This is a genomic window from Mycobacterium sp. Root135 (assembly GCF_001426545.1).
Taxonomy (GTDB): domain Bacteria; phylum Actinomycetota; class Actinomycetes; order Mycobacteriales; family Mycobacteriaceae; genus Mycobacterium.
Window position 1 is genome coordinate 403,258 of record NZ_LMEZ01000004.1, and the last position, 12,957, is coordinate 416,214.

A 12,957-nucleotide genomic window follows, 5' to 3' on the forward strand; every position below is an offset into this window, starting at 1 on the left:
AAACGTCTTTCGTCAGTACTGGCGCAGCTCGTGGATGACACGCTGCTGTTCGTCGTCGGTCATCTCGTGGAACATCGGCAGGATCAGTGTGTGATCGGTGAGGTGTTCGGTCACCGACAGGTCGGCGTCGCCGTAGGCGCGACCAGCGTAGGCGGGATGGCGATGTGCCGCCATGATTCCGCGACGAGCCGAGATGTTGGACGCGGCAAGCTTTTCCAGCAGTTGCTCGCGCTCAGCGGGATACTCCGGCCCGACCTCGATCCAGAACGACTGATAGTTGCCCTGACTTCCCTGCGGGTCGACGACGCAGCGGAGACCGGGGACGCCGGCCAGCTGGGACTGATAGGTGGCGGCCAACTCGCGTCGACGGGCGATCACCGTGTCGAGCTTGCCCAGCTGGACGAGGCCGATGGCTGCCTGAAGATCGGTCATCCGATAGTTGTAGCCAACCTCCAGATACTGCTCGGCAGGCGGCAACGTGCTGCGGTGACGCTCGGCGGCGCCGACGCTCATGCCGTGCTCGCGCAAGCGGCGGGCCCGGTCGGCCCACTCGGCGTTGTTGGTGGTGAGCATCCCGCCCTCACCGGTGGTCAGGATCTTGCGCGGATGAAAGGACCACACCGCGATGTCCGCGCCTGCGCCGACGGGCCGGCCGCGATAGCGCGATCCTGCACCGCAGGCCGCGTCTTCGACGACGACGATCCCTCGCGGGTCACATATCTCGCGAATCGGCGCGAGGTCGACTGGGACACCGCCCTGGTCGACGGCGATGACCGCCCGCGTCGCAGGCGTCCACGCCGCCTGGACCGAACTGGCCGTGAGATTGCCCGTGACGGGGTCGACGTCGGCGAACACCGGACGTGCGCCCACGTAGACGACGGCATTCGCGGTGGCGATGAACGAGAGGGAGGGAACGACGACGTCGTCACCGGGACCGATGTCCGCGAGGACGAGCGCGAGATGCAGTGCCGTGGTGCAACTCGACAGCGCCACCGCGTGTTCGGCCGACATCGCGCGAGCGAACTCGGTCTCGAACTCGGCGACACGCGGGCCCTGGGCGATCCATCCCGACTCTATCGCCGCAGTGACCGCAGCGACTTCTTCGGCACCGAGCCACGGCTTCATGACGTTGATGCGATCCATCAGACGGTAGCCGACCTCGAGAACGCGATCGAATCGCGTTGCGGTGCCCACCATTCGACGAGCCGACGCAGGCCATCCTCCAACGAGACCTGCGCGGAGAAGCCGAGGTCGCTCCGGGCCGCAGACGTGTCGGCGAGGCGACGGACGACACCGTTGACCGCCCGAGGAGGCAGGTATTCCACAGACAGGTCTGAATCCATGGCACGCAGAAGCGCCTTGGCGAGATCGTCGAGACTGGTCTCAACCTGACTCGCGATGTTGTACACGCCTTCGGTTATATCGCTCTCCGCCGCAAGGATATTGGAGCGCGCGATGTCCTCGGTATAGGCGAAGTCCATGGTCTGACTTCCGTCGCCGAAGATCAACGGTGGCAGTCCGTCGACGATTCGCTCCATCCAGCGGACGAGTACCTCGGTGTAGAGCCCGTGTACGTCCATGCGCGGCCCGTAGACGTTGAAGTACCGCAGCGCAACGTAGGGCAGGCCGTTCATCGCGTGGAAGCTACGCAACATGCCCTCGTTGAAGCTCTTCGCGGCCCCGTAGAGGGTGTCGTTGTTGTGATGATGGTGCCGTTCGCCGGTCGGAAAGTGCTCAGCCATCCCGTAGACCGAGGCCGACGACGCCGCCACTACCTTGTGCACCCCGTACCGCGCTGCCGCCTCCAGCACCGAGAACGTGCCGTCGACGAGAACTTCCAGCGCCAAGCGAGGTTCCTCGGCGCATTGCGTGATTCGGATGGCAGCCTGGTGGAAGACGAGGTCCCGGCCCTTGGTCACGTCATGGACCAGGTCGACGTCGCGGATGTCTCCCACGACCAACTTCACCCGCGAATCATCAAGTGCCGCCGACAAATTCTCACGTCGACCGCGCACCAGGTTGTCCAGAATCAGCACGTCGCCGACACCGGCGTCGAGCAGTTGATCGACGATGGTCGACCCGATGGTGCCCGCTCCACCCGTGACCAGGACGGACGCGCCCGCTAGAGAACTCACGCCAGAACTCCGTTCAGCAGCAACTCAGGATGTTGGGGACGCATCGGTTGACCATGTGCGGCCAGACTCTCGGAGATTGCCTCCAGCACTGAAAGCACCCGCAGCCCCGCGGCGCCGTCCGTGCGCGGCGGCCGTTGCTCCCGGATGGCGGCAGCGAACTCGGTGACCATCGAGGACAGTGCCTCGGTCTCCGGGAGGGCAGGCACGGTGATGTCTCCCAACCGGTAGGACACGGCGGAAGCACGCCGCTTGTCGACGTCCCCGACATCGCGACTTGCCGCAAGGTCGATGCCACGATCGTGGATCGCTACCCGTTGCTGCGGATTGAGGTCGTCCCACACCAGGGTGCGATGACTTCCGCCGATGACCATTCGCCGAATCTTGGTGGGAGACATCCAATTGACGTTCACGTGCGCCACTCCTCTGTTCGCAAGCGGCATCGTGGCGTACCCGATGCACGCCTTCCCCGCGCCGAGTGGATCGGCACCGGTGGCAGACACGTGGTCCGGAACCAATCCGCCAGGAAGGGCGTAGTCCAGGATGGCGAGGTCGTGCGGCGCCAGGTCCCAGAACACGTCCACGTCCGGCTGAACGAGGCCCAGGTTGATGCGGGTCGAGTCGACGTAGAGGACGTGGCCGAGGATGCCCTTGGCGACGATGTCGTGGATGTACTCGACGGCCGGGGTGTAGCAGTAGGTGTGGTCGACCATCAGCGTCAGACCTGCGGCAGCTCCGGCCTCGATCATCCGTGCCGCGTCGGCAGAACTCGGGGCTAGCGGCTTCTCGACGACGACGTGCTTGCCGGCATCGAATGCGGCCAGCGTGAGCGCGGCATGGCTGTCGGCCGGCGTCGCAATCGCGACGGCGTCAATGTCGTCGCGCGCGAGCAGGCGCTCGACTGAGGTCTCGACCTCCACCGTCGAACGCGCCCCCACGATCTTCCTGGCCCGACGTTCGTCGAGGTCGCATACCGCGACGAGATCCCAGTCGGGCGAGCTACTGAAGTTGCGCACCAGCTTCGGTCCCCAGTAACCCGCGCCAATGACGGCAACGCTATAACGCCGCTTCACGTCGATGTTCCCCCGTTCGATTCGTTGCATCGGTATTTATTCGCTAACTCCGCGTCCAGATGCGTAGAAAGCATAACCTCTTCGCGCGGCTCGCGACAACACCTGGAGTGATATCGTGCTCTCGAGCTCGACTTATCCAGCGAAAAGATGGTGGTGACCGCGTGTCCGAGGCCAACCCAATTGACGTCTTCGTTCATTCGCACGGAATTTGCGATAGTGCGGATGTCGGGTCGGGAACCAGGATTTGGGCCTTTGCTCACGTCCTCGCGGGCGCCAAGGTGGGCAATGACTGCAACATTTGCGATCACGCCTATGTCGAGAACGGCGTCACCGTTGGCGACCGCGTCACGATCAAGAATCGCGTCCTGCTCTTCGAGGGCGTCACAGTGGAGGATGACGTCTTTCTCGGCCCCGGCGTCATCTTCACCAACGACCTCCATCCCCGCGCTTCCATCAAGCGCGGGGGATCCGACTTGAGCACCACGGTGGTCCGACGCGGCGCGACCCTCGGCGCGGGCGTCGTCGTGGTGTGCGGGATTTCGATCGGCGAGCATGCCTTCGCCGGAGCCGGTGCCGTGCTCACCCGGGACGTCCCCGCCCACGCCTTCGTCGTCGGCAATCCGGGTCGGATCATCGGGTGGGCCTGCGAGTGCGGCCTGCGCTTGCCCGAGGACTTGAACTGTTCCTGTGGGCTTCGTTACCTGCACGGGAACGCAGGGCTGTCGAGGTTGACGGGTCCGGCCATCTGACGCCGCGCGATCCGCTTCGCAGTTTCCACATGTCTGCGTCAAAATTAGCTACGGCTGTCAACCGCGACGCTTTCGCAACATTGCCCAGTCATCCACACGTGCCGATTTATCCATATCTAGCTGCATCTTTAGATGACCACCACCCACAAACGCAACGTATTGCGCATTTTTGGCAATGTGCTTAATATTGTCCCGCCGGTGTGGGGAAGCTGGTCGACGAGACGATGGGGAGGGGCAACACCGTGGAGGTCACATCACTAGCCAGTGAGGCAACGGGCGCAAGGGGACGCACGATCCGACGAAGCAACATCGACGCCCGGCCGTCCACCATTGCCCGCGACGAGGTCTTCACGCCGATGGTGAGCGTATGCATCCCCGTCTACAACAGTGTGGACACGATCGTACGAAGCGTCGAAAGCGTTCTCGCGCAGACGTATCCGAATTTCGAATGCCTCGTCGTCGACGACCATTCGAACGACGGGACGGCGGAGGCAGTCGCGGCGTTCACGGATCCGCGCGTACGACTCGTCCGGAACGACACGAACCTTGGCATGGTGGGCAACCACAACAAATGTGTGCGCATCGCCCACGGCGAACTCATTCAGTTCGTCGGTGGCGACGACTGGCTACTCCCCCAATGCCTTGAGGTGCTGGTGCCCTCCTTCGAGTCTCCGACCGTAGGAATGGCATTCGCCCGCCGACGCGTCGAGACGACGAACACCTGGTGGAAGGAGCACTTCACCATTCTCGACGGCCCACTTCAGCCCCTCGCTCCGGTGAACGAGGGCCGCGACCTCGTACGCAAGTATCTCGACGCAGGCGCAAACGGTAACCCCATCGGTGAACCCACGACGGTGATGTTGCGCCGTAAAACGCTCTTCGCAGCGGGTGGCCTCCCGCCGGAGGTTCCGCAATTGTCCGACATCGACACCTGGCTGCGCGTGCTCTGCCGCTGTGATGCGGCGTTCGTCGAGAAGGAACTGTCGGTGCGTTGGCACCATGCCGGTTCTGCGACGGACCAGTTCGCCGGGACGACGACTCTCGACAAACTGTGGGTTCTCTCGAGCCTCGTCCGTTCCGACGCGCTGGGTTCGGAATTACGTCTGCGGGCCTTCGCACTTTGGCTGAGAACCCTCAAAGCGCTGCCCAAGTTGATTCTCAACACACCACGCGACCTCAGGTCGAAGTGTGTCCACAGCTTCTTCGCCAACCTGCGATACGTCGGAACGGGTCGACGTATTCGACTCGAAGAACTCAGCTGACCTGAACTTCGTCGCGTGCCGCCGCATGCGCACCACCAATGCTAGGAGAACCGCCTTGTCCATCAACGACACGCTGGCATCACAGGGCGTTCATGTCGACCCGACGTTGAACACGTCCGCATCGCCGGCATGGCATCCGGACATCGCCGAGGCGGTGGACAGCCCCGAGATGGCAACCTTTCGGTCAGTGCTGACGGTGGGTGATCAGGACGTGCGTACCTCGGTACTGCAGGAGCTTGCGGAGTACCACGGCTACACCCCGGACGAATGCCTGGAGCGATGCCTGCACTGGGAGGACTGGAGCGTCGAGGAGTGGTCCGCCGCCGATCGGTCCACACCGGAGGCGATTCAAGAGTTCTACCAGTCCGTCGAATCTTGGGCGTTCGACCTCATGTGGTACGCGTACTTGCAGTGCTCCGGTCACGGTTTCCCGGGCTCCGTCATCGCCGTGCGGTTCGCCAAGAGCATGGTGACCGGCCGCGACCACTTGGATTTCGGCTCCGGCACGGGCACCACGGCTCAGTTGTTCATGCGGTTCGGTTTCCGTACCACGATGGCCGACATCTCGGCCCCGCTGCTGAAGTACGCCGCCTGGCGCATGGAACGGCATGGCGACCAGGCGAAGCAGATTCATCTGACGACCGCCGAACTACCCACCGATGCCTACGACGTCATCACCGCGCTCGACACCTTGGTCCACGTCACCGACTTCGACGCGACCGCCCGTGACCTCCATCGCGCGATCCGGCGCGGTGGCTATTTACTGGCGAATTTCGACATTCGCAAGGACGACGGCCACGGTTCCCAGTGGCATCTGTACGACGACTTCTACGACGTCGACCACCGCCTTCGAGCAGCCGGCTTCGTCCGCACCCACAATTTTGCCGGCGTCACCAATTGCTACCGGGCAGTCGATCCAACGCGGAGAGGGTTCAAGCTGGCGATGGCGGCCGACACCGCCGTCGTGGCCGTGAAGCGGACGAAGGATCGTGGCCGCGCCAAGCTGCGCGGCGCTCGGAGCAAGCTCCGAAACATGCTCCGCAGCAATTGATTCAACCGACCACGGGCTGACCGCCGGCGGCAGACGACCTGCTGCGGCGCCAGCCCTGTGTCAGGGAACGACCACCGTCACCTGGGCCCGTCGGGCAGGCTGTGAATTCCTCGACTGGCGATCAATCTGCGGGATCACCCTGCTCTGAGAACCCGAGAAGCCCACGACGCCGGGCGAAGTCCGGTTCATGCGAAGGCCTCACTGGCACAACGTCAACCCGCGACTCATTGCGCGGGCGGTGCATCGCCGCTAGCGAGGTAGGTCGGTGACGGCAGACCCGCTAGCCGACACGAACGGGCTCGGGTTGCGAATTGCCCACCGCCATGGTTGCGCTACTCGTCGTGCGCGAGATTCGGTATGCCACTGCCGACAAGGCGATCAGCACCCACATCAACGTCCAGACTTGGAGAAACCCAGCCATGTCGAGAAACAGACTGACTACGGCGAACGCCGAGAACGACGCGGCGATGCCCACGAACAGTTGGGCATGTCGTCGACCAGCTTGCGAGTTGCGCGCATTCTTGAACGCGCGGAACGCGAGAACCAGGGTCATCCCCACGACCAGCAAATAGGCGACGAAACCGAAGACACCCGTCTCGGAGAGCGCCTTCAGGTACTGGTCGTCCAGCGTCGGAACCCCTGCGCCGGAGGAACTTCCACCGGCCGCACGCGCGTACATGCCGAACGGTGTGATGTCGAAGGGCAGGGCACTCGTCACTGCCGCGCGCTGCGCGACCGAACTGTCCGCGCTGAAGATCGTGACGTACTTCGAGATGAACGGCACCTGCAACAAGACCGCACCGGCGACCAGCCCACAGGCCACGGCGAATACGGTCAAGGTTCGACGAATCGGCCAGTAGGACGCCATGACGGCAAGCCCGATCACCAACCCGACCGCACCCGACCGGGAGAGGGTGACGGCGATGCCCGCCACGATGATGGCCGAAGCCGCAGCCCAGGGCCACCACCGCTTGCCTTCCGCCCGAAGGCTGAGCGTGACGGCGAGCGCAAGGGGAAAGATGACCGTCAGCACGCACGCGAGTTCGAGTGGGTGAGAAGCGCTTCCCTGCGCCCGGATCATGCCTCCGCGAAAGACGTCGTCGACGGTGAAGGGGATGCCGGCCCCGTCGACGAGCCCGGGAATGCGCAGATGAAGACCATCCGTATTGCCGGTGAGACTCGTCAGAACCGCTAGCGTCGCGCTCACGACGCCACCCGCGATCAATCCCTTGACCACTCGCAGCAACCCGTCGTATCCGTGAATGACGGCGACGAAGAAGGGGACGACCAAGACGAGAAGTATCTGGGCGGCGAAGATCGGATCGGTGTCGGGTGCCTGTGCCGGACGCGTCATTTGGGCGCCGTAAGCCACGATCAGGCTCAATGCATAGATCGTGAGGATCGGGCCGAGCGCTGCCACCCGGTAACCGGACCGCTGCCCCATCAAACGGGTGAGCACCCACAGGACGGCGCCTGCGATCAAGATGAAGCGCGCCGGGCTGAGCCCGAGGGGAACGAGTGGAAGCAGGTCGGTCTGCCGCAACGCGATGAGCAGGAATGCGGCTACCGCCACTATCCAAGAGCCCACTTCGGTTCGAGGTGAGCGACCAGCGGAGGCCAGCACGTCGACCGTATCGCCCACAGGTGCCGTCAACATCTTTGTAATCCCTTGCAGCCGAGCGTGAATCGATGAGAGCAGAGTTGCCCCTCGAGTGCTGCGCCATACTTCGAAAACAACGGTGAACAGAAAGCCGAGAGTGAAGACCACGGCCATCGCGACATGCCATGGATTGACGCCATGCGATGAACTGACCATGGTTTCGTCCACGCGCCGACTTCGATCAGCTGGCTGATTCCTGCACGGAGTGTCCGTTCCTCACCAGCGGGCGAGACTCTTCCTCGACAGGAGGGTCGATTCTTTCGAGCGCGTGCGCGTGTTCTTCGTGACGGCCCGGTGCGGCACTATTGTCATCGAGATTGCCTGTGCCGGAACGGCGTCGGCGATCGAAGATGGCTTCGATACCCCAGGCCAGCAGCAATCCGGCGATCAGCGTCGCCGCACCGAAGCTGGCGGCCGCACGAATCTGCTGCTTGGCAACGGCCGACACCGTTTCTTGCGGCGGAACGATCTCCTGCAGCTTTGCCATGTTCGTCTGTTGGCCAACCGCCGCGTCGATCTGCAGCGAGGTGAGGATCTGGCCCGCCTTGATTGCCAACCTCTGCGCTCCCGCGTGTGCACTCGCTGCGTCAGGCCCGGTCACGTCGAACTGGATCACGGACGAGGGCTCGGGAAACCGCAGGTTGTCCCGGAGGTTGGTGACCGAGTAACTGGTCGCACCAGCGCCCTCGACGAAAGTCGCTGTGTCGTTGCCCTGGAGCGCGACCACCAAGGTGCTGGCCAACTGCGTGGTTCTGTCGGTGAGGTTGAGCATCGGGTTGGGTGCCGTTGTGTCTTCCAGGTACCAGGGCGGGACCACCAGGACCGACATTTGGCTCTGAGCTTCGCCGTTGGTGCTCTTGAATCCCGCATATCCTGCGGTGGCAGCGAAGAGGGCGATGATCACCAATACGAACGGTCGCCGTATCAGTCGTCGCCACAACGTATTGAGACTCATGGCTCTCCTGTGCATTCATCAGCTTAGATGTCCTGTTTCACCACAGACGATAACACGTAGCCGGACCGACAGCTAGTTTGCTGAAACAGCATGAGCAACGAATATGACGGATCTGTGCGCCGGTCTACCCGTTCTCGTTTGCCAGCGGCCAGACAGGCTCGCGACGACGCCCAGCGCCAGTCACGCGCATGCTCCGCACACCAGGAGTTGCGCACTGCAGTACCTGGTGGACGTCAGGGCCGACCCAAGACCTCGAACGTCGAGCCTGACTCCGTCTCGTTCGCCCGTGCCCAGGCGGCAGCGTCGTCGATCGTGTAGCGCTGACCGTTCTGCATCAACGTGCCCGACTCGAGCTTGACGTCGTTGTCTGTGAACACCCATCCCGGAGGGTTCGGCGCCACCGGGTCGTGATAGACGTAGGAACCCGACGCACCGGTCACGCGATTGTTCGTCACGACGATGTCCGCCGGAAGCACCCAGCCGTAGGAAACGAACTGTGCCCGGTTGTCCTGGTCGGGTCGGGCCTGGCCGCCCCATCCGCCCCCGCCGTCCACGAAGTCGTTGTCGTCGATCAGAATCTGGTGAAGGCCACCGCCGGGCTGTTCCGTCCAGAACTCCAAGTTGTGCGCGTTGCCGTGGAAGAAGTTCTTCGTCACCCGAATGTTGGTGGTCGTGCCGGATCCTTGACACGTGAACGCCGAGTCGTAGACGTCGTGAACTTCGTTGCCCTGCACCAGCCAATCGGAGCAAGAGTCCAGACACTCGATGCCATTGCCATAGCGGACCTTGTCGTCGGCGTAACCGATCAGGAACGACCCGCCAATGTGGTGGATGTAATTGTTGAGCACGCGCACGTTCACGACGGGGTTGTCTTCGCCGCGGATCGCATGTCCGCCGCAGTCCTTCATCTCGATGCCGTCGATCTCGGTGTTGGAGTGCAGTCGAATCAGGACCGCGTCAGGAGCAGCCCGCAGACCGGGGGCCGCCACGGACGGATTTTGCGTCGACCTCACATACAGGTACGTGCTGTCGTCGAAGAAATCCCACGGCGTCCGAAGATCGCTGATTGCAGTCTTCTTCGCCGAGCGAATGGTGTCTCCCGAGGCCAGGAAGCCGACGTTCGTCCCGTCGCCATCCCACCCCCCGTGCGTCGTCGCGTCGTTGAGGTTGATTCGCCAGATGTTCGGCGCGGTCGGGGCCCACGCGGCAGGGTCGTTCAGAATCTTCGCATTGCTGATGACGGGCTTTTCGCCCTCGCCGTACGCGCCGATCAACCATCGACGCGGTCCGTCCGGAGTGGGAACTCGGTCGATGATCCCGAAGTACTCTCCACCGCGCTGGAAGAGCAGTTGATCACCGGCGGTGTACGTCTGCGCCATGGCCCTTGCGATCGTCCGCCATGGCTTGTCGACCGTGCCGGGATTGTCGTCGTCGCCCTGCGGTGAGACGTGGTAGGCCGTATGGCCTGGGGGCGGCAACGGAGCGGGAGTGGCGGTAGCCGTCGGCTCGGCGGGCGTCGGCTCCGTGGCGTGCTGCGTGGAGTGGGAGGCGAAGATGGCGAGCCCCAGGAGGAGGACGATGACGGCGAAGACGCCGTACCCGAATCGAAGGCTACGAAGGTGCCGTCGCGGCGGCCTTGAATGCTCGGACATGGAAATCGATCGAGCTCCGAATCGTAATGCTGTCGGGAGGCTGCCCGGCGTAAAGCCAACGCACCCAGGTATTCACGCAGTCACATACATCATGCCGCAGAACCCGTCGCCGTGCCGGTGCCGGAATTACCTGACTTCTACCCCACGGGTGCGTGGGCGGCCACATCCTCGAAGATTTCGAGGAGCCGCTTGGCCGCGACCGGCGAGTCGTAGTGGTTCCGGTAATGCTCTTGCGCCAACTTGCCCTGCAGAACGGCCTCTTCGGGATTGGCCAAGGCATCCATCGCCTGGGACAGCGCCTGAACGTCGTCTATGCCCGTGACACTGGCGCCGTACGGTTGATATTCGGGCAGCGCGCCGGCGTCGGACGCCAGCGTCGGAACGCCGAGTTGCATTGCCAACACTTGAACCCCACTCTGCGAGGCGGTGCGATAGTGCGAGATCGACCCCTTCGCCCGCGCGAGTTCCTCGATGACTTCCCGGTATTGGAACTCCGACTGCTGCCACCGAACGTGCTTCGGTAGCGGACAGGTGAGGTCCCCGCCCCCGAGCAACACCAATTCATCGCCCTGCCAGGCGGGGCCACTGGTATGTGCGTCCCACGCGGCGAAGACCACGTCGTGATTCTTGTAGGGCTGCTGTCTGCCGATCAGGAGGAAGTTCTTCCGCTCCTCGGCAGGGACGAACCCGGGCATCATCGCGGGCGCCAGATCACTGATCAGGGGGGCGACGTAGAGCGGTGCCTCCGCTCGCCCCTGCGCACGTAGGCTTTCGGCGACGTACTCACTGAAGACGATTGTGGCGTCGGCCTTTTCGTCCCATCGATCGAAGAAGAGCCGGTTCCACCATGGCAGGACGTGGGTGTCGTCGTGAGGCTTGTCGTCATGCAGCATCCGGATACGCGGAGCGAGCCCCGCGAGCAGACGCCACCGCGGATCGCGGAACATCTCGGTCACGACGACGTCGGGTTCAAAGCGCTCCGCGGCGCGGTATGCGTCGATGAACGGCAGCCAATCAGACCAGGGAATGGGGCGACCGAGAAGCACGGTCTCATACGGACGCGCCTGGTCGGACTCGAAGTGGAGGTTCGAGGTCACCATCATCACTTCGGCGCCGAGCGACTGCAGGTTCTCGGCGTGTATCCGCGCCAAGGGCCGCAACCATGGAGCCAACAGGAGGATTCGCACTAGATACTCTCCAAATCGAGGTTCTGGACGATGACATTGGAACTGAGGAAGTCTGGGTGACCGACGCAGTCGACCGCTTCGACGCGGAGGTCGTGACGACGGAACCGAAACAGCCGTGCAGACATTCGTTCCCTCTTGGCCGTTCCCGTGACGAGCACGGTCGACGAGTCGCCCGGCCAGGTCCGTGGCCACCACCATGGTCTCCGCAGCAAGCGGATCGACGGCGACAACTCACGTGGCAGGGCGCCAAGTCCGCGAAGCGACACAACCGTGACTCCGTGGCCATCTCGAGCCAACTCCGCAGCGCGGGAGATCAATTCGGGCGCCGACACCGATCGCGGTCCGTCGACGATGACCACCACGTCGGAGGACGATCGGCCCAGCCCGCCCCGGCGGATGGCACGTTTCACGGTGTCGATCGCGTAGGTACCGGCAATGTACAGTTCTGCGGTCCGCGTTCCATGGCGGTATTCCACCTGGAGCGCGATGCTGGCATCGACCAGATCTGATGATCGAGTGGACGCCGTCGCGTCACCGGCAACCGTGCCCTGTGCCGAGTGACGAACGCCGTTCTCGTTTTCGAGGCGCACCCGCCAGCCTGCGGCTAGCGCACGAGTCTGCCAGTCGGCCTCTTCGCCGTACAGAAAGAACTCGCAGTCGAACGAGCCGAGGGCGTCCCACGCCTCACGCCGGACCGCCAGGCATGCGCCCGTCAGATATCCCTCGACGTCCCCTGGACGAGACCAGTAGAGGTTGGACAGCCACGTGCCGCGCAGGCGCTCGGCAGCCACGGCTCTCTCGCCGAGGGCATTGAGAACCGTTCGACGACGGTGCGCGACGTCCCAGGGTTGGTGCCTGCGCGACAGTGGGCGCGACGGTGTGAGTTCGTCGTCATCCCAGATCAGCGGCGCAGCAGCGGCCGTGCCTCGCTCGGCGATCGCAGCGCGTGTCAGCGACAGCGGTCCGACGAGCTCGGCATCCGGATTCAGGAGAAGGAAGTCTTGGCCGGGAACCATTCCTGCCAGATTGTTGACCGCGGCTGCAAACCCGATGTTCGCCCCATGCAGATACCAGTGCGCGTGCGGCATGCTGGATGCCAGGTCACGGACATCCGAACATTCCGGCCCGGAGTTGTCCCAGACGTGAACCTCGAGATCCGGTAGGTATCTTTGCACCGACTCGATGCAGCGCGCCAGCTTGTCCGCCGAGCGGTAGGCGACAATGAGGACGGCCATG

The 12,957-nt window shown here is 63.6% G+C and carries 11 protein-coding genes; 3 read left to right on the plus strand and 8 right to left on the minus strand.

The window, feature by feature from the left end; translation table 11 throughout:
- Window positions 1-12 precede the first annotated feature (12 nt).
- Genes ASD37_RS09640 through ASD37_RS09650 form a run of 3 tightly spaced genes read right to left on the minus strand, consistent with a single transcriptional unit; the run spans window position 13 to window position 3,205 of the window.
- Complete coding sequence (locus ASD37_RS09640; protein WP_235568038.1) at window positions 13-1,197, minus strand: DegT/DnrJ/EryC1/StrS aminotransferase family protein; 1,185 nt, start codon at window positions 1,195-1,197, stop codon at window positions 13-15.
- Window positions 1,143-2,135 carry an NAD-dependent epimerase/dehydratase family protein gene (locus tag ASD37_RS09645; RefSeq protein WP_056550735.1) on the minus strand — a complete coding sequence of 331 codons (993 nt, stop codon included), beginning with the start codon at window positions 2,133-2,135 and terminating at the stop codon, window positions 1,143-1,145. The genes ASD37_RS09640 and ASD37_RS09645 overlap by 55 nt, the downstream gene beginning before the upstream one ends.
- Entirely contained in the window at window positions 2,132-3,205 is a 1,074-nt protein-coding gene (locus ASD37_RS09650) for a Gfo/Idh/MocA family protein (RefSeq protein ID WP_200959822.1), read from the minus strand. Before ASD37_RS09650 ends, ASD37_RS09645 begins: the two co-directional genes overlap by 4 nt.
- A 161-nt stretch (window positions 3,206-3,366) precedes the next feature.
- On the opposite strand from ASD37_RS09650, the gene ASD37_RS09655 reads away from it, so the two are divergent.
- From ASD37_RS09655 to ASD37_RS09665, 3 genes are all read left to right on the plus strand, one after another.
- Entirely contained in the window at window positions 3,367-3,954 is a 588-nt protein-coding gene (locus tag ASD37_RS09655) for an acyltransferase (RefSeq protein WP_235568039.1), read from the plus strand.
- A gap of 200 nt (window positions 3,955-4,154) precedes the next feature.
- A complete protein-coding gene (locus ASD37_RS09660; protein WP_056550737.1) occupies window positions 4,155-5,216 on the plus strand; it encodes a glycosyltransferase in 1,062 nt (353 codons plus the stop codon).
- Window positions 5,217-5,271: 55 nt separating this feature from the next.
- Entirely contained in the window at window positions 5,272-6,267 is a 996-nt protein-coding gene (locus ASD37_RS09665; RefSeq protein WP_162253254.1) for a bifunctional 2-polyprenyl-6-hydroxyphenol methylase/3-demethylubiquinol 3-O-methyltransferase UbiG, read from the plus strand.
- Between the two features lie 280 nt (window positions 6,268-6,547).
- On the opposite strand, the gene ASD37_RS09670 is transcribed toward ASD37_RS09665, so the two are convergent.
- From ASD37_RS09670 to ASD37_RS09690, 5 genes are all read right to left on the minus strand, one after another.
- The gene (locus ASD37_RS09670; RefSeq protein WP_056550739.1) at window positions 6,548-7,840 is read right to left on the minus strand and encodes an O-antigen ligase; all 1,293 of its coding nucleotides are present in this window, start codon (window positions 7,838-7,840) and stop codon (window positions 6,548-6,550) included.
- 268 nt (window positions 7,841-8,108) lie between these two features.
- Window positions 8,109-8,831, minus strand: a complete 723-nt coding sequence (locus ASD37_RS09675) for a hypothetical protein (protein ID WP_056550740.1) — start codon at window positions 8,829-8,831, stop codon at window positions 8,109-8,111.
- Window positions 8,832-9,115: 284 nt separating this feature from the next.
- Window positions 9,116-10,534 (minus strand): right-handed parallel beta-helix repeat-containing protein, encoded by a 1,419-nt coding sequence (locus ASD37_RS09680; protein WP_056550741.1) that lies wholly within the window; start codon window positions 10,532-10,534, stop codon window positions 9,116-9,118.
- Window positions 10,535-10,671: 137 nt separating this feature from the next.
- Window positions 10,672-11,721, minus strand: a complete 1,050-nt coding sequence (locus ASD37_RS09685; protein ID WP_235568040.1) for a glycosyltransferase family 4 protein — start codon at window positions 11,719-11,721, stop codon at window positions 10,672-10,674.
- Window positions 11,721-12,956: a glycosyltransferase gene (locus ASD37_RS09690; protein WP_056550742.1), complete on the minus strand. Its 1,236-nt coding sequence runs from the start codon at window positions 12,954-12,956 to the stop codon at window positions 11,721-11,723. Before ASD37_RS09690 ends, ASD37_RS09685 begins: the two co-directional genes overlap by 1 nt.
- Window position 12,957 lies beyond the last annotated feature (1 nt).

What these genes read in the sequence shown, in the direction of transcription:
- ASD37_RS09640 (WP_235568038.1), bottom strand. Translation starts at nt 1,197, where the DNA reads ATGGTGGGCACCGCAACGCGATTCGATCGCGTTCTCGAGGTCGGCTAC.
- ASD37_RS09680 (WP_056550741.1), bottom strand. Translation starts at nt 10,534, where the DNA reads ATGTCCGAGCATTCAAGGCCGCCGCGACGGCACCTTCGTAGCCTTCGA.
- ASD37_RS09690 (WP_056550742.1), bottom strand. Translation starts at nt 12,956, where the DNA reads ATGGCCGTCCTCATTGTCGCCTACCGCTCGGCGGACAAGCTGGCGCGC.